Origin of the sequence: Ectobacillus antri, from assembly GCF_003852715.1 — a bacterium.
In the GTDB taxonomy this organism is placed as follows: Bacteria; Bacillota; Bacilli; order Bacillales; family Bacillaceae_G; genus Ectobacillus; species Ectobacillus antri.
This window is the reverse complement of record NZ_RIAV01000010.1, coordinates 42171-56631: the sequence shown is the minus strand read 5'-3', so window position 1 is coordinate 56631 and position 14461 is coordinate 42171. Positions and strand designations below refer to the sequence as shown.

The window sequence follows — 14461 nt, the reverse complement described above, 5'->3', positions numbered from 1 at the left end:
CTCAGATAGTTTTTTAACCACTTATAACGTTCAAAAAAATGCCCCGCCAATATGGCGGGGCATTTGTGTATTAAGGTGTTAAAAAATCCTCAAAGCGATCTACATCATTGTCACTTCCTATGACGACTAATACATCTCCGGTGCGAAGTGTTTCTGTTGCCCGAGGCGAAACAATAACTTGATTTTCTCGTTTAATTGCCACAATATTTAAACCGAATTTTGCACGAATATCTAAATCTTGCAGATTTTGACCATTTAATCTTTCATTTGCAATAATTTCAACAATGCTATGCTCATCCGATAATTGCAAATAGTCCAATACACTGCTAGAGGCAATATTATTAGCAATACGTGCTCCCATATCACGTTCTGGGTGAACAATTTGATCAGCACCAATTTTACGAAGAACCTTTTCGTGGTAGTCATTTTGTGCTTTTACCGTTATATTTTCTACACCAAGCTCTTTTAAAATTAATGTTGTAAGAATGCTCGCCTGAATATTATCACCTATCGCTACCACAACATGATCAAAGTTACGAATACCTAAACTTTTCAAAACCATTTCATCAGTTGTATCTGCAATTACAGCATGAGAAGCTATGCTAGAGTATTCATTTACACGATCTTCATCCATATCAATTGCCATTACTTCCATACCTAATTGTACGAGTTCACGACAAATGCTACCACCAAAACGTCCAAGTCCAATAACAGCAAATTCTTTTTTCTTCACACCCACACAAAACTCCTCCAAATTATGAATTCCATTTTACTATCGACCATTTTAACATATTTTATATCATGTGAGTCAAATTCACCTATATACAATCCTTTTAACGCGTTCCTTTAAAAGAGATATACCTAGTAAGTAGCGAAATTGCTGCAGGAATAGCCGCTTCATTTGGTTGTAGCTTAGCATGATGCAATCCATATTCCGACTCTACTCCTAACCAGAACATAAACCCAGGTGTTTCGCGGAGCATATAACCGAAATCTTCTCCCGTCATGGCTTCTTTGCATTCTATTACCTGTACATCCGTATCTTCTCTTATAAAATCCATAAATTCCGCAGTCAGCTCTTCGTGATTAAAAACTTGATAATACATAGAGCCGTAATCAATACTTGCTTTGCATTGAAAAGAAGCCTGAATCCCCTGTACAACCGCTTCAATTCTTTCCTTTACTTTCTCCATAGACTCGGCCGAAAGCGTACGAATGGTTCCTTCTAGCCGCGCTGTTTCCGCAATAATATTTTGTACAGTACCGCCGGTAATTTTCCCAACTGTAATAACAGCCGCATCCAAAGGGTTCACATTTCTGCTTACAATAGATTGTAGCTGTGTGACCAAATAACTAGCAGCAACAACCATATCATTGGTTTGGTGTGGATATGCCGCGTGTCCCCCTTTTCCTTTTAAATCAATAAACAATTCAGATGTGTTTGCAAATAGCAAGCCCTTTTTTGTAGCTATCGTTCCAACGGGATACTCAGGTGCAATATGCAATGCAAAAATCAAATCCGGTTTCCAGCGTTTGAATTCTTCACTTTCAATCATCGGCTGCGCACCACCTGGCCCTTCCTCTGCCGGTTGAAAAATAAACACTACATCATCATCAATAGGACAATTTACAATTTCAGTTAAAACACCGAGCGCAATGCTCATATGTAAATCATGTCCGCAAGCATGCATCATGCCTTGATGTGAAGAAGCAAAAGAATATCCCGTCTCTTCCTCAATTGGCAGACCATCTATATCAGCGCGATACCCAATCGTTTTTATGGGATTTCGCCCTAATACTTTTACAAGAACCCCCGTTCTCCACGTTTGTATCTCGTAGCGTTCTTTAGGTAAAGAATAAATATAGTTTAATATATATTGTTGTGTTCTCGTTTCCTGAAAACCAAGCTCAGGAATTTGATGCAGGTCTCTTCGTATCTGAATGAATACATTCTCCATATATGTCACCACCATTTACAAAAAAGCGCAAGCACTCCACGTACTTACGCTTTTGACATTTGTTTAGTTTTCCGGATTTAATTGACGAAGCTCTTGTTTAATTTCTGTTTTAGACTTTGTTTTCTCGTCGATTTCTTTGATAACGCGTGCCGGCACACCCGCTACTACTGTGTAAGGAGGGACATCTTCTGTAACAATCGCTCCCGCTGCTACAACCGCACCTTTGCCAACTGTAACACCTTCTAAAATAACTGCATTAGCACCTACTACCACATCATCCTCTACGATTACAGGTTTAGCTGAAGGTGGCTCAATAACACCCGCCAGTACAGCCCCTGCACCGATGTGTGCATTTTTTCCTACTGTAGCACGACCGCCAAGTACAGCGTTCATATCAATCATTGTACCCTCACCAATAGAAGCACCGATGTTAATAACCGCTCCCATCATGATAACAGCATTGTCACCAATCTCTACTTGGTCACGAATAATTGCACCCGGCTCGATACGTGCCTTAATGCCTTTTAAATCTAAAAGCGGGATGGCTGAGTTACGACGATCACTTTCTACTACATAATCAACGATTTCATTTTCATATTTCGCCAGCACTGCTTTGATTTCAGACCATTCTCCAAAAAGGACACCTGTCTTTTTAGAAACAAACGCCTGCAGACTTTCCGGAAATTCAATGTCTTTCAACTGACCTTTTATATACACCTTAACCGGTGTTTTCTTTTCACTCTTTTGAATAAATGTGATAATTTCATTTGCATCCATCATTTTCATAGCGGAATTCCTCCTAAACGTTTCATACTTGTTACTCTATCAAAGCATGAGGATAACAGCAAGTTGAAAGATTTACTTTTTTGAAACAAATTGCATAAGCATCTCCACAAATACCTCTACTTGTTTCAGTTCTAATGCCGTATCATTGACCAATAGCCATGTTTCTCGCGTAAGTCGTTTATTATCCACTGATAGAGGTATTTTATACACATGATTTGGCATTTCCTGCAAGACACTAGAGGGTAAAATAGCGTATCCAATACCATGCAGCACCATTTGCTTACATGTTTCAATCTGATCTACAACAATGGTCCGTCTTGGCGGGTGCGAGAACAAACCATACCACCATCCTTGTATTTGCGAATAATAAGTGGAATCACTTTTAAATTGAATAAAGGGTTTATTTGTCTCACGAAGCATTCTTGGATTCGCAATCTCTGTATCAACTAAATACAATTCATCCGTGAGTAAATGCCATTTTCTTCCCGGAAACTCTTGAGAGCCTCTTAGTATCGCAAGATGTACATCTCCCTCGTAAAAATACTTCTGTACCTCACTACTCCATCCCGTAAATAAAGAGATTTGTACATGTGGGTACGCTTCTACAAACTTCTTCAATACACGTGGTAGCCAATATTGACCAATAATAGATGCCACAGCAATTTTTAGCGTCCCATGCGTTTTTTCTTGTAAGGAAGACAGTTCATTTTTTATATTCTCCTCTTGCATAAGCATGTCCTTTGCATAGGTAGCTACCTTTTCGCCAGCCGGCGTAATTGTTAAGCCTTTTTGCGAACGAATAAAAAATTTCATATTCCACTGTTTTTCCATGGACTGCAACCTTTGACTTAACGCAGGCTGTGATACAAACAACCGCTCAGCGGCTTTTCTCATATTCAGCTCTTCAGCTAATATAACCATCATACGAAAATCATCTAATTGCAAATTTACAGCTCCTCTCCATGAAAACGAGCAGCCCCTTATAGAAGCTGCACGCCTTTTACTTACTCTGTTTACCCACTTGCTTATTCAAAAGTTTTAAAATGGTTCGTCTTGTTAAAATCCCTTCAAAATAACCTGCTTCATTTTCCACACATACAAACGGATGATTAATAACTGCTTGCAGTGCTTCTGTAAATGTATCATCCAGCTGCAGTTTCACAATTTCGCTATTCATAACATCTTCTACTTTCATATGTTCTAATCTCTCAAATTCGATGCGCTCAAGCCCCATAATACCGTCGAGCATCATCGCTGTACTAATTAAGCCTTTTAACTTATAGGTGGGGTCTAATACAGGAATTGCGGAATATCCGGATTTCACCAATAAAAGAAGGGCATGTTCCAAACTATTCCCAATCTGTACATGCGCCACCTTCTCTGAGGAAATTAGTAAATCCTTGACAAATATGTTTTTGAATCCTTCAGCAGGAAGACTTTTCATTGCTGTGTTCCCCCATTTTTTAATTTCTTTTCGTTTTAATTCTACACTGTATACTCTTGTTCATATCAGTACCAGTAGCTTTGCTACAAGAAAACAAAAGGGCAAGAACGACACGTTCCATCCGTATACTCAGCACGTAGATTTCTTAGGCCTTTTCCCCTTGGGTGTAACCTCAATCATTCTTCCCTTTCATCTAAAAAGGATATTACATAATTCCATCTTTCATTGTACCATAACAAGAGAAAAAATGACCACCGATATTGGTAGTCCTACAGTTTGCTTTATTTCGTATATCGATTTGCATAACTAAATGCAGCGTAAGCATCTGGTTTAATTTTTGCGACTAATCCCATCGCCTTAACACGATTCGTCATGTCTAAAATAAACTCTTTAGTCAACCCATAGTTTCCGATATCTAAATGAATTTCCATAGAAAATTTTGCTTCTTTATAGGGTTGTAATAACTCCATTAACAGCCCTAGATGCTCTGGAGTAAATAGATAAGCTATCTCTTGACTAAAATACGTTTCTAAATGAATTTTCTCTCGTAGACTTTCCATTTTTCTATGTACCGTTTGATTGCGCAAGCACCCCCATGCCCCTTTTCCTATTCGATGGAGATGAATTGCAGTGATAAATCTTGTACTGTCATGATGGGTTTGTGAGTCTGTTCCGATTGATAAGCGATAAGCATGAAGAGGGTCTTCACGCATGAATTCATATATACGTAAAAATACCGTATTAAAATCCATGCTTTGTTCTGATAAATTATAAAAACGATATCCTTCCATATATGTCACGTCCTTTTTAGAGGCAGACTTTTTTCCAATATATGCAGGCATGCTTACCATTATACAAAGAAAGACTACAATCCTGCATGTTTCGAGCGAATATAGATACTAATAGAAAAACTCACTATTTATTTTTCATATAGAGCTATTACAGCCCTTGTGAATATCCGTTATAAACATGCCCTTAGTGGGAGAATCTCCTCCACTCTAATCAACAAGTAACTATTATTAACAACAAATTTTTACACACCTTTCAAAAAAAGCAGTGTCCAATTCATAATTGGACACTGCTTTTTTATGAAATCATATCGTAAATTTCAATAGCAACCATATCAATGTTATCAAATTGATATGTTTGTGGCTTTTCGCCTGGTTGATACACTTCTAATTCATATGTATCACTTTTATCAAAATATTTCACGCTGCACTTACGTTCACCGTTAACCTCAAAATAACGCTGCGCCACTTCACCGTTTGCAGCTTGTTCTTTTAAGCTAATTAAGCGAGTTAAAATTCCTTGGAGTAGAGACATAACCATCTCTCCTTTCTATATTCTTCCTGTAAATAGCTTTTACATTAGCATTGATTCTATCCGTATGTAACAGAAAAATTGCCCCAATGTCTAGAATAACGGTTTGCCCAAGGAAACTCAATAAATTTGTCGAAAAAAATTATAAAATAAACAATCCTATTAATAAAGCCAATGACACAATCTTCCACGATGCTACCTTCCAGACATGAAATAACACAAAGTAAAACAGTACCAAAACGATATCTACATCGCTTTTTATTGTATCTGTAAAAATAGGATCATATAATGCTGCAAGTAATATCCCCACAACACCTGCATTTACACCAAGCAAGGCTGTGCGAACGGCATGTTTATGCTGCAAAGTATTCCAAAATGATAATCCGCCGATCATGAGTAAAAAGCCGGGTAAAAATATCCCAACGGTAGCAATGATGGTACCTCCAATTCCATACAACACGGTCCCAACATAGCTTGCAAATGTAAATAAAGGTCCTGGCATCGCCTGCGTAAGTGCATAGCCTGCCAAAAAAGTATCTTTATTCACTGCTACTTCTTGCTCGAGCAGAGGTAAAACAACATGTCCACCTCCAAATACCAATGAACCTGTTCGATACATTGAATCAAACAAATGTAATAATTGTGATGAAGTGTTTGCATTAAGAATCGGTAAAATTAATAACAATATAAAAAATAAGCCAAACGCGATCACGCCTATTCTTTTAGAAAGAGAAAATGTTACTGCCACAGAATTATCCTGCTCCTTTTGATAAGCAAAATAACCAATTATACCGCTGATTATTAACGTAATTATTTGGATGAATGGTTCCTCCAATACAAGAACAAATGCAGCAGCTCCTAGTACAATAGATTGTCGCAATCGATCAGGCGCTAGCTTTTTTCCCATATCAAAGACAGCCTGTGCCACGACCGCAACTGCTACTAATTTCAAACTCTGAATCCAAGGTGCTCGCTCAAATCCATACCGATTCATAAGAAAAGCAAACACGGTTAACACTAAAACAGAAGGAAGTGTAAATCCAAGCCACGCAAAAAAACCGCCTACTATTCCTGCTCGTAATGTACCAATGGCAATGCCCACCTGACTGCTGGCCGGTCCTGGTAAAAAGTTCGCCAAAGCCACTAAACTTGCATATGTTTGCTCATCTAACCATTTTCGCTTTACCACGTACTCTTCACGAAAGTAACCAATATGTGCAGCAGGACCTCCAAACGATGTACACCCTAGTCGAAAAGCGATTAAGAATACATGCCAATAATGTCTCACCTTTTCACCTCTTTTTTACTTTGGTGAAAACTACTTTCATCCTTGTCGTTCTTCCCCAAACTATTTTATAATGAGAAGCAAACTTATACAAATAGGAGATGCTATGAAACAGATTGAATTATATACACAGCCAGAATGTCCCCCTTGTGAGATTATAAAGTTATTTTTTCAACACCATCATTTAACTTATACAGAATATAATATTAAAGTAGATACTGATGCTGCAAGACGCCTTACAGAACAGTATCACGCTTATTCTACACCCACCGTTATTATTAACGGAGAAGCTGTTATTGGATTTAATATAGAGCGTCTAGAAGAGCTACTACAATTATAATCAAAAAACCATTAGGAGCTTACATAGAAGCATCATTTGTCTCTCATACAATTGCTTGCTAATTCTAGAGCTCATAACTTTATAAACAAATGAACGACAGCATACAAATCCTCACACCAAAAGCCGCTTGCGTTATACAAGCGGCTCGTCTTATTTGACAATTTCCTTAGGTAGAGTTTCGTATGCATTATACCCCCCTATTTTCCACTTCCCTTGTTCTTTTACCAGCGTTACAACTTCATATACTTTCTTCTTTTCTATTTTTTCGTACACATATACCAGATTGTGTTCATCATCATATGTAACCTTTGTAGCGCTCCCAAAAGAGAAAGGAGCTTTTTCCTTCAGTAAGTATCCACCACTTGCCTTTGTATCACCACTATTTTCGTCAGTGAACACTTGCAAGAAATTATTTGTGAAATATGGTGTTAATATATCGTACATTTTTTCTGGTGCCCACTGTTTACCACGAATTTTGTACTGTGCTGCATAACCCGCTTCAATTGTTCCATAAATTTCCTGTTTGTCAATCTGCTCATTTTCCCCAATTGCTGATGCTACACTTTGTCCAATAATAAACGCTAATAGTAAACAAAAACCAACCCAGGCACCATATTTTCTCATTTTTTAACCTCCTTAGCTTGTCCTTTACAACACACGATCTTTGTACATATCTCTATTGTAGCAATATCTTCTTATCGATTGCGTTGTTTTCATTCGTAAAATCACTACAGCAATAGACAGCATTTGTTGTTGATATCTATCAATATTTCCAATTTATTGGAGTTTACACTGAAAAATTTAAAAGTAACCAGGTGTGTACACATGGTAACCATACCATACTTTGTAAGCAGACACCTCATAACAACCTATCCATCCACTGAACAGTTAGCTCATCTTTATTTTACATTTTTATTAAAAAAGCGCGAACCATAGTTCGCGCCTTATCTCATAATATCTTGTTCAAATAAAAATTCATATGTAAGATCAATGAACAAATACCGATTATCTTCAATTGGAAAACTGAATGTACGAATCGTTTCTCCTGTTTCGATATCTGCATAAGCATCTGATAATCTTCCCTTTTTATCCGTTCGTAATTTCATGATATTTTCCAGAAAATATGGTCGCCAGCTCCAATTTTTTTGGTGATATTCTGGATAAATCGCCCAATTTCCGGATTTTCTCATAACATTACCGCATTGCTGAAATCCATCTTCATCGCAGATGTAAAGACGAAAACCATAATTACCAATTTCATTAGCACACTGAAGCAGCCATTTATTTAAATCTTTCCCTTGGGGGTGCTTAAGTAATATCTGCTCTATATAAGCTTGCAAGTGATTCGTCACATCATATACACGCTGTAGGTGACGTTTCTCATGTAAAATGAAGTCATGGCATTCTCCCCGCAATCTGTCTTTTAATACATCAACAGCCAAAAAATGAGAAAGAGATTCCTTTAAGTAATTACCTTGATAATAACGTCCACCATTCCGCCACGCATATTGCAGTTGATAAAACGCATCAATATCTTCATATAAAAGAGTGGCGCCAATACGCCTTGCAAGTAGAGATAAAGAGTATAAAATGTCTTGATGAGCTTGAAATTGTGAATTTTGCCCAAGTTGCTTAAGACTAATTTTTAAAATATCTGGATTCAATAAGCTAATTCGTTCTAAGTTACTCCTACCGGCACCCACCTTGTTAAGAGCCAACTTAATACCATATGTACGATAATAGCGTAACAAATGATTTAATTGATCGAGATCACCTTGAAAATCATGCTCAGTGATTTCTAATACGATATTGCTCAGTTTTAAACCTTGTTCTTCGTAATGCAACAAGCTAGACAAAAACTGATTATCAGCATCGTGTAATAGCAACGTGGCATCTCGATGTAAAAACAGCAAATATTCTTCACCTGTGCTTGTTACCATATCCAACGCTTTCGCCGTAATAATATCATCCACTTCTCTTTTATACTCATCAGGGACAGAATCATCTCCAAAAAACGAACTCAAACTCTCAATGTTCTTCTGCGTTTCAACCCTTCCTATCACTTCATAACCAATAACAGTATGTCCATCCGCACTAAAAATCGCTTGAAAGTGCGGCAAGACGCTATCTAAGTTTGTCATAATATCTAATGCATCCACGCAAGCACCTCCTCGTTTTCAACGATTATATCATGAGAATAAAAAGAGCAACACATATAAATAGATGCGAATAAAAAACAAACTCTCTTTTTAAGCAGTACATAATAAAAGGCTACATGCTATATAAGTACAACTAGAAAAATCGATATTCTTTTTGTATCAAAAAAAAAAATCCCTACACCATGTGTAGAGAAAGAAGGGGAAATGCTAAGGGGAATTAGCATTTTCTACTATGAAGAAAAAAAGAGGTTTTTAATGTAACGTATTTTTCCACTCTTGTAAACTCACAGAGATGAAAAGTCACAAATTTGTCAAAAATACAAAAGGGTTTGTCGTCAGACATCATACTTATTGTTGACCGAAATTGAAATTGCTGATACGATGATAGCAACTTCATATGATCCTCATATAAATTTGGTAATATGGTCCAAAAGTTTCTACCCGACTACCGTAAACAGTCGGACTATGAGGGAACGGGATTGTTTTTGTCATTTCTCCTTCTCTCAAGAAACTGGAGCAATGACTTTTTTTATGGGGTTCCAATCACATAAAGGAGAGAACAACATGAGAAAATTAATCTTTATTTTATCCTTAGTACTCCTCTCTGCAGGAATCTTATCAGCATGTGGCAGTACAGATTCAACCGATACTTCCTTTAAAGTAGGTATGGTTACTGACTTAAACGGGATCGATGATAAAGCATTCAATCAATCTGCTTGGGAAGGCTTATCTAAATTTGGTAAAGAAGCAAATTTGGTGAAAGATGATGGATACCGGTATATTCAATCTTCTTCTGATAGCGATTATATTCCAAATCTAACAAAGTTTGCAGATGCAAATTATCCACTTATCTTTGGAATTGGTTCCTTTTTAGATAAAGCCGTTAACAGTGCAGCACAGCAGTATCCTAATCAACATTTCGTCATTGTCGACAATGTTGTAAATCAAAAAAATGTTACAAGCGTTACCTTTAAAGAAGAAGAAGGTTCATTTCTTGCAGGTGTAGCAGCCGCCCTTAGCACAAAAACAAATAAAGTAGGTTTTATTGGTGGAATGAATATTGATTTAATTCAAAAATTTGAATATGGGTTTAAAGCGGGTGTAAAAGCAGTTAATCCCAATATTGAAATTATAACAGGTTATGCAGGTTCTTTTAAAAACCCTGAAAAAGGAGCACAATTAGCATCTAGTATGTACGGACAAAATGTTGACATTATCTATACAGCAGCTGGCGGTACTGGCAGCGGCGTATTTACAGAAGCAAAAAACGCTAAAAAGAAAGGTAAGTCCGTTTGGGTAATTGGCGTAGATCGTGACCAGTATGAAGAAGGTATGCCAGAAAACGTTACCTTAACATCTATGATCAAAAAAGTAGATGTTGCAGTGTACGATGTAGCTAAACGAGCTAAAGAAGGAACGTACAGCGATGGACAAAACCTTGTATATGGATTAAAAGAAGGTGGCATTCAGTTGTCCGAACGCACTGATAATCTAAACCAAGAGGTACTCATGCAAATTGAAGCTTATAAACAAAAGATTATAAATGGCGAAATTATTGTACCAAAAACAAAATAAGAAAAGGGTGACCGTTAAGTCACCCTTTTAGAATGGGTACTGATGAAGATGCTGTCCACCATCCATTGTCATACATGCCCCATTTATGTAAGCGGATTCATCACTAAGTAAATAATAAGCTAAACCTGCAATTTCTTCTGGCGTTCCTAAACGGCCGAGCGGCACACTCGCCAACGTACGCTTGGCAGCTTCTTCCGAAATCCATAACCTTTCTGCTCCTCCTGTACGTTCAATCGGTCCCGGCGCAATAGCATTAACACGAATTCCGTATTTACGTCCCCATTCTACCGCCAGCGTACGCGTCATTGCCAACACACCGGCTTTAGCAGAAGCAGAGTGAATGACACCTGGCCCCGCATCCCAAGCATATGTCGCAATCATATTGATAATGTTGCCTTTAATACCATGCTCAATCCAATATTTACCTACTGCACGACTGCAGTAAAACGTCCCGTTTAACACAATATTGATTACAGAGTTCCACCCATTCACAGACAGATCCTCCGCTGCACAAACAAAGTTACCAGCAGCATTATTTACTAAGTAATCAATGCGCCCAAAGGCTTTATGCGTCTCTGCCACCATATGATCCACGTGCTCTGGCTGACGAACATCCATTTGTACAGGAAATACTTGGTTTTCGAATTGCTCTATTTCTTGCTTAGCTTCGGTTAGCTTTTCAAGTGTACGACCAGTAATGACAACAAACGCCCCTTCCCTTGCTAAACGAGCTGCGATTGCTTTTCCCATTCCATTTGACCCACCTGTAATAATTGCTACTTTTCCTTTCATCTCCTATCCCCCCTTAACTGAATACATATTCATTTTATCATCTCTTATAGATAAATAGTTGATTTTATTTAAAATTTCTAAAAATTAAATTCATTAAAATTTTAACAGATAGGCAATTAAAAGGTTAGCGAATAAATCTCTTTGTTACACTAGATGAAGTCTATTTTACTATTCGTCAACATCCTCCGCTTTTCTTTCTTCTGAAATTTCTTACTTTCATTTATATGAATACAAAGATATAAATTGCCTATTTATAGATTGTACTTGCTCCGAAAAGGACAATTTCCCATACAATACATAGAGCTTAAAGAAGGAGGTATTACGATGTATCCATATCATTATCAACCTGTTGCCTATCGTTCTGCTCCCGTTCCACCGGGCGATGCACGGTTCGTTCCATTTTTCGGGTTCCCGTTTCTAGCTGGGATTGCAGGTGGACTACTAGGCGGGGCTTTGTTGGCCGGACCTAGACCTTTCTATCCACCTTATCCTTATGCACCTTATCCATGCGGACCTTATCCATGTCCGCCTCCAGTACCATACGGACCTTATTAAACCAAAAAACTATAAAAGACCACAATATTGTGGTCTTTTACTCTTCATCCGTCTCATCATAAGCCATCTCAAACAAAATGAGCTGACTATCAACTTCTTGTTCATCTGTTCGTTTTACATACTGATATTCGCCTTCTACGTTTTGTTCACGAGCTTTTACATTATCTGAAAGCAGTAGAAGCAACAACTCAATAACCCGACGCTTCATATTGCTTTCTAGGATTGGAAATGCAATTTCCACACGCTTTTCCATATTTCTTGTCATCCAATCAGCAGATGATAAGTACACTTGCTCTTGGCCATTATGACGAAAATAATATATACGACTATGCTCTAAATAGCGTCCCACAATACTGATGACACGAATATTCTCACTTACCCTCGGGATACCAGGACGCAAGCAACATGTACCTCGAACAATTAAATCTACCTTCACTCCTGCTCGTGATGCTTCATATAGCTTTTGAATGAGCATTTTGTCGGTCAAGGAATTCATTTTTGCAATAATATAACCATCCCCATATTGTCGATGAAGACGAATTTCCTCCTCAATATGCTCAATAAATGTATCTCGGATATCAAGAGGAGCAACTGAAATTTTGTGAAATTGCGGTTTCATGGTATAGCCACTTAAGTAGTTAAAGAAATTGGTAGCATCAATGCCAAATTCCTTCCGAGAAGTAATAAATCCAATATCAGTGTAAAATTTGGCTGTAACGTCATTATAATTTCCTGTCCCTAAGTGAACAAACCTTTCAATTTTTCCATGTTTTCTTCTGACAACTAATGTAATTTTACTATGCGTTTTTAAATGGCTTACACCGTAAATAACGTGGCATCCTGCTTGTTCTAACTCTTTTGCCCAATGCACATTATTTTCTTCATCAAACCTTGCTTTCAGCTCTACTAGAACGGTTACTTGCTTACCTTTTTCCGCAGCTGTTTTCAAGGCTTGAATTACCTTTGAATCACCACTTACACGGTATAGTGTTTGTTTAATTGCCAGTACATCTGGATCTTCTGCAGCTTCTTGTACAAAATCAATTACAGGCTGAAAGGATTCAAATGGGTGATGCAATAAGATGTCCTGCTCTAAAGCTTTTTCAAATATATCCTCATGAGACGCCAAATCTTGCGGCGCCTGCGGTATCATCGCTTCGTATATCAGATGTTCATGCGTATGCGCAAGTGTTCGATACAGAGAGAACATACAGGTCAAATCAAGAGGACCATCAATGATATATAAATCTTTATCATGTACCTCCAGTACACCATGCATCAACGACAGGACCCGCTCATCCATCCCTTGCTTCCCAATCTCAAGTCGAACTGCCGCACCCCATTTACGCTTTTTCAACTCTTTTTCAATTACCTTTAGTAAGTCACGAGCGCCTTCTTCATGAATCGTTAAATCTGCATTTCTTGTAATCCGAAAATGCGTTACAGATAACACACGGTAGCCTGTAAATAATTTATGAGTAAAATTACTGATTACATCTTCTAGGAAAATAAACTTTCGTTTCCCTTCCTTACAAGGGACAAAAATAAAACGCTCCAATACAGAGGGCACTTGGACGATTCCCAGTTTTGTTCTGTTTTCTTCAATAGCTTGCTTTTCATCGTATAACATAACAGCTAAATTCAAACTTTTGTTAAGTAACATAGGGAATGGTCTGTATGCATCAACAGCAACAGGTGTTAAGACAGGAAAAATTTGTTCATCAAAAAGTTCTTCGATAAATAAGCGTTGTTCCTTTGTTAAATGCTGAAATGACAATGGTTCAATTCCTTCTTGCTTTAGTGCCGGCAAGAGAGTATGTTGATAGGTCTCATATTGCAATTCTACTAAAGAGTGCGTTTTCTTTGAAATTTCATTTAACTGTTGCTTTGGGGTTAGCCCTGCTTTGTTTTCTGGTTGGTTAAAGCCCGCTTTCACTTGATCTTTTAAGCCTGCGACTCGAACCATAAAAAATTCATCTAGATTGGAACTGAAAATACTTGTAAATTTTAAGCGTTCCAATAAGGGATTTCGTTCGTCTAATGCTTCTTCTAATACCCGTTCATTAAATGCAAGCCAGCTCAGTTCACGATTATTAAAATACGCAGTATCATTAAGATTAATAGCATCATTATGTAGAGTTTCCATAGAAAACGCACTTCCTTTAAGCTTTTTTACTATAGTTATCATAGCAAACCCTTGTAGTACCTAATGTAAAATTTTTGTAAACTATACTTATATGACAACAC

The 14461-nt window shown here is 37.6% G+C and carries 15 protein-coding genes and 1 riboswitch; of the genes, 3 read left to right on the top strand and 12 right to left on the bottom strand.

Annotated elements, in window-relative coordinates:
- Window positions 1-70: 70 nt before the first annotated feature.
- The 8 genes from EEJ45_RS11100 to chrA all read right to left on the bottom strand — a co-directional run bounded on the left by EEJ45_RS11100 (window position 71) and on the right by chrA (window position 6796).
- Window positions 71-739, bottom strand: coding sequence for a potassium channel family protein (locus tag EEJ45_RS11100; RefSeq protein WP_124564883.1), 669 nt, complete (start codon window positions 737-739; stop codon window positions 71-73).
- A gap of 94 nt (window positions 740-833) precedes the next feature.
- Window positions 834-1958, bottom strand: coding sequence for an N-acetyldiaminopimelate deacetylase (locus tag EEJ45_RS11095; RefSeq protein ID WP_380018234.1), 1125 nt, complete (start codon window positions 1956-1958; stop codon window positions 834-836).
- A 63-nt stretch (window positions 1959-2021) separates the two neighbouring features.
- Complete coding sequence (gene dapD / locus EEJ45_RS11090; RefSeq protein ID WP_124564881.1) at window positions 2022-2744, bottom strand: 2,3,4,5-tetrahydropyridine-2,6-dicarboxylate N-acetyltransferase; 723 nt, start codon at window positions 2742-2744, stop codon at window positions 2022-2024.
- A gap of 72 nt (window positions 2745-2816) precedes the next feature.
- On the bottom strand, window positions 2817-3689 hold the full coding sequence (locus EEJ45_RS11085; protein ID WP_124564880.1) for a transcriptional regulator CcpC: 873 nt from the start codon (window positions 3687-3689) through the stop codon (window positions 2817-2819).
- Window positions 3690-3744: 55 nt separating this feature from the next.
- Window positions 3745-4188, bottom strand: coding sequence for a cyclic-di-AMP-binding protein CbpB (gene cbpB, locus EEJ45_RS11080; RefSeq protein ID WP_124564879.1), 444 nt, complete (start codon window positions 4186-4188; stop codon window positions 3745-3747).
- A gap of 281 nt (window positions 4189-4469) precedes the next feature.
- Window positions 4470-4979 carry a ribonuclease H-like YkuK family protein gene (locus EEJ45_RS11075; protein WP_124564878.1) on the bottom strand — a complete coding sequence of 170 codons (510 nt, stop codon included), beginning with the start codon at window positions 4977-4979 and terminating at the stop codon, window positions 4470-4472.
- Between the two features lie 295 nt (window positions 4980-5274).
- On the bottom strand, window positions 5275-5511 hold the full coding sequence (locus tag EEJ45_RS11070) for a YkuJ family protein (protein WP_124564877.1): 237 nt from the start codon (window positions 5509-5511) through the stop codon (window positions 5275-5277).
- A 139-nt stretch (window positions 5512-5650) separates the two neighbouring features.
- Window positions 5651-6796 (bottom strand): chromate efflux transporter, encoded by a 1146-nt coding sequence (chrA, locus tag EEJ45_RS11065; RefSeq protein WP_124564876.1) that lies wholly within the window; start codon window positions 6794-6796, stop codon window positions 5651-5653.
- Between the two features lie 103 nt (window positions 6797-6899).
- Between chrA and EEJ45_RS11060 the strand changes: the two genes are divergently transcribed.
- Complete coding sequence (locus tag EEJ45_RS11060) at window positions 6900-7133, top strand: glutaredoxin domain-containing protein (RefSeq protein WP_124564875.1); 234 nt, start codon at window positions 6900-6902, stop codon at window positions 7131-7133.
- Window positions 7134-7283: 150 nt separating this feature from the next.
- On the opposite strand, the gene EEJ45_RS11055 is transcribed toward EEJ45_RS11060, so the two are convergent.
- On the bottom strand, window positions 7284-7757 hold the full coding sequence (locus tag EEJ45_RS11055; RefSeq protein WP_124564874.1) for a DUF3993 domain-containing protein: 474 nt from the start codon (window positions 7755-7757) through the stop codon (window positions 7284-7286).
- A 320-nt stretch (window positions 7758-8077) separates the two neighbouring features.
- Window positions 8078-9274 carry an EAL domain-containing protein gene (locus tag EEJ45_RS11050; protein ID WP_124564928.1) on the bottom strand — a complete coding sequence of 399 codons (1197 nt, stop codon included), beginning with the start codon at window positions 9272-9274 and terminating at the stop codon, window positions 8078-8080.
- A 402-nt stretch (window positions 9275-9676) separates the two neighbouring features.
- Window positions 9677-9778: riboswitch (purine riboswitch) on the top strand.
- A gap of 78 nt (window positions 9779-9856) precedes the next feature.
- Here EEJ45_RS11050 and EEJ45_RS11045 point away from each other — a divergent pair.
- On the top strand, window positions 9857-10867 hold the full coding sequence (locus EEJ45_RS11045; RefSeq protein WP_124564873.1) for a BMP family lipoprotein: 1011 nt from the start codon (window positions 9857-9859) through the stop codon (window positions 10865-10867).
- Window positions 10868-10894: 27 nt separating this feature from the next.
- Here EEJ45_RS11045 and fadH read toward each other — a convergent pair whose 3' ends face one another.
- A complete protein-coding gene (gene fadH, locus EEJ45_RS11040) occupies window positions 10895-11659 on the bottom strand; it encodes a 2,4-dienoyl-CoA reductase (RefSeq protein ID WP_124564872.1) in 765 nt (254 codons plus the stop codon).
- Between the two features lie 324 nt (window positions 11660-11983).
- Between fadH and EEJ45_RS11035 the strand changes: the two genes are divergently transcribed.
- Window positions 11984-12214, top strand: coding sequence for a hypothetical protein (locus EEJ45_RS11035; RefSeq protein ID WP_124564871.1), 231 nt, complete (start codon window positions 11984-11986; stop codon window positions 12212-12214).
- 37 nt (window positions 12215-12251) lie between these two features.
- Here the strand turns inward: EEJ45_RS11035 and EEJ45_RS11030 are convergent, their stop codons facing one another.
- The gene (locus tag EEJ45_RS11030; RefSeq protein ID WP_124564870.1) at window positions 12252-14360 is read right to left on the bottom strand and encodes an RNA degradosome polyphosphate kinase; all 2109 of its coding nucleotides are present in this window, start codon (window positions 14358-14360) and stop codon (window positions 12252-12254) included.
- Between the last annotated feature and the right edge of the window lie 101 nt (window positions 14361-14461).